Genomic DNA, 1,779 nt, shown 5'->3' with positions numbered 1-1,779 from the left:
CCTCACACCCACGCCCGACCCGGCCCCGCCCGCATCATGTCCAGACGCATCACGATCGCGTCATGGTCACTGGCCGCCGGGAGCCGCTCGTAGCCCTCCAGCGCATCCAGCAGATTCGGCGTGATGTGAAACTGATCCACCCGCAGCCCGCCGGTCGCGGTCGGTGCACGCAACTCCGGCCGCCCCGTCTTCTCGGCCAGGTGCGCCGCCACGTCGACCAGGGCCGCTCCCAGCACCTCACCGACGATCCGGTTGCCGCGCCACGGCTCGTCGGGCGAGCTGCGCGGCAGGCAGCGGGAACTGCGGTTGTAGGGCTCCACCGCGTCCCAGTCCGGTTCCGGGTCACCGAGCGGCATGTGGTTGATGTCGCCGCCGAGGATGCCCCGCGCGCCATAGCGTTGCAGCCGCGCGCTCATCCGCTGCGCCTCCACCGCCGCCGCCTGCGCCGAATAGGGGGTCAGATGCGCCGAGATCACCGTCAACCCCGGAGCATCCTCGGGCGCGTCCCGGTCGGCCAGCACCGCCATCCCATACCCGAACTCGGCCAGGTGGCCGTACTTGGTCTCAAAGTGCCGGAACGCCAGCCGTTCCGGCCGGAACGCCACGGCGGTGTGGTTGTCCACCCGCGACGGCGCGACCAGGAACCGCAGCCCCCACCCGCGCCGCTCCAGCTCCCGTTCCGCCGCGCCCTGCCAGCGCGGGTCACGGCCCCAGTCCGTCAGCTCCTGCAGCAGCAGCACATCCGGCCGCACCTGCGCGATCAGGTCAGCTTGCGGCCCCAACCGGTCATCGACCCGGCGCTCACCATCCTCCCGGCCGCCGTAGCGGGTGTTAAGGCTCATCACCGTCACCAACTCACCCATCACGCCGCCCCCGCCCCTGGTCGCGCCCCTGGTCGCGCCGCCGCATGCACGCCCACCGCACCGGCAGCGGCATCCACAGCGGAGCCATCCCCCACGCCGCCAGGCAGGCCAGCCACAAACCCTGCGCCCACGCCTCCGCCCGGTCGGGCCCGTCACCGTCCCAGCCCTCCGGCACCTCCGGCCAGACCCACCCGCGAGACCGGCCCGCGTCCCGCTCCTCCGGCAACTCAGCCACGGCCAACCCCCACCCGAACGCCGCCCGCCTGCGCGCCGCCCGACTGTGCGTTGCCCGTCAGCGCGTTGCCGGACGGGCCCGCCAGCGGATCGGGCACCCTGCCGACACCACCGAGAACCGGTATCGCGGTCAGCTCCCGCAAACTCGGAACCGGCCAGAGCTGCACCGGCACCACCCCCGGCTCCACCAGCTCCAGCCGCCGCCCGAACAGACCCCTGATCTGTTCCGCCGTGCGCGCCACCCCCGGCACCGTCGCCTTCTCCCGGTAGATCTCCTCCACCGCCGCCACCGCGACCGGGTCCGCACCGGTCTTGCACACGTGCGACAGCGCCACCACCGACCCCGGCACCATCCGGCCAGTGAAGGCCCGCACGATCCCCGCCGGGTCCTGCTCATCGGTCACAAAATGCAGCACCGCCAGCAGCAGCACCGCCACCGGCCGATCCCAATCGATGAACTCATCCAGCTCGGCGATCAGCTCATCCGGGCAGCGCACGTCACCGCGCACGATCGGCATCCCCTCCAGCAGCGCCCGACCATGCGCCAGCACCACCGGGTCGTTGTCCACCCCGACCACCACCGCGCCGTCCCGATACCGGCCCGCGATCTGATGCGGGTGCGGCTCTGTCGGGATACCGGTCCCCACGTCCACGAACTGACCGATCCCAGCCCGCGCCGCCC

The 1,779-nt window shown here is 72.6% G+C and carries 3 protein-coding genes; all 3 read right to left on the bottom strand.

Annotated features, from left to right (window positions below; genetic code table 11):
• Positions 1 to 2: 2 nt before the first annotated feature.
• Entirely contained in the window at positions 3 to 863 is an 861-nt protein-coding gene (locus E1287_RS43085) for an endonuclease/exonuclease/phosphatase family protein (RefSeq protein WP_131971900.1), read from the bottom strand.
• Complete coding sequence (locus tag E1287_RS43080; RefSeq protein WP_131971898.1) at positions 856 to 1,098, bottom strand: hypothetical protein; 243 nt, start codon at positions 1,096 to 1,098, stop codon at positions 856 to 858. The genes E1287_RS43085 and E1287_RS43080 overlap by 8 nt, the downstream gene beginning before the upstream one ends.
• On the bottom strand, positions 1,091 to 1,779 hold a 689-nt coding region (locus E1287_RS43075; RefSeq protein ID WP_131971896.1), incomplete at its 5' end, for an SAM-dependent methyltransferase. The genes E1287_RS43075 and E1287_RS43080, both read right to left, overlap by 8 nt.

This window comes from Actinomadura sp. KC06, assembly GCF_004348735.1.
In the GTDB taxonomy this organism is placed as follows: Bacteria; Actinomycetota; Actinomycetes; order Streptosporangiales; family Streptosporangiaceae; genus Spirillospora.
The sequence above is the reverse complement of the archived record's forward strand: the minus strand, read 5'-3'. Positions and strand labels throughout refer to the sequence as shown.

Bases quoted from the DNA above. Each gene is read 5' to 3' on its own strand.
- E1287_RS43085 (WP_131971900.1), bottom strand. From the start codon at position 863: ATGGGTGAGTTGGTGACGGTGATGAGCCTTAACACCCGCTACGGCGGC.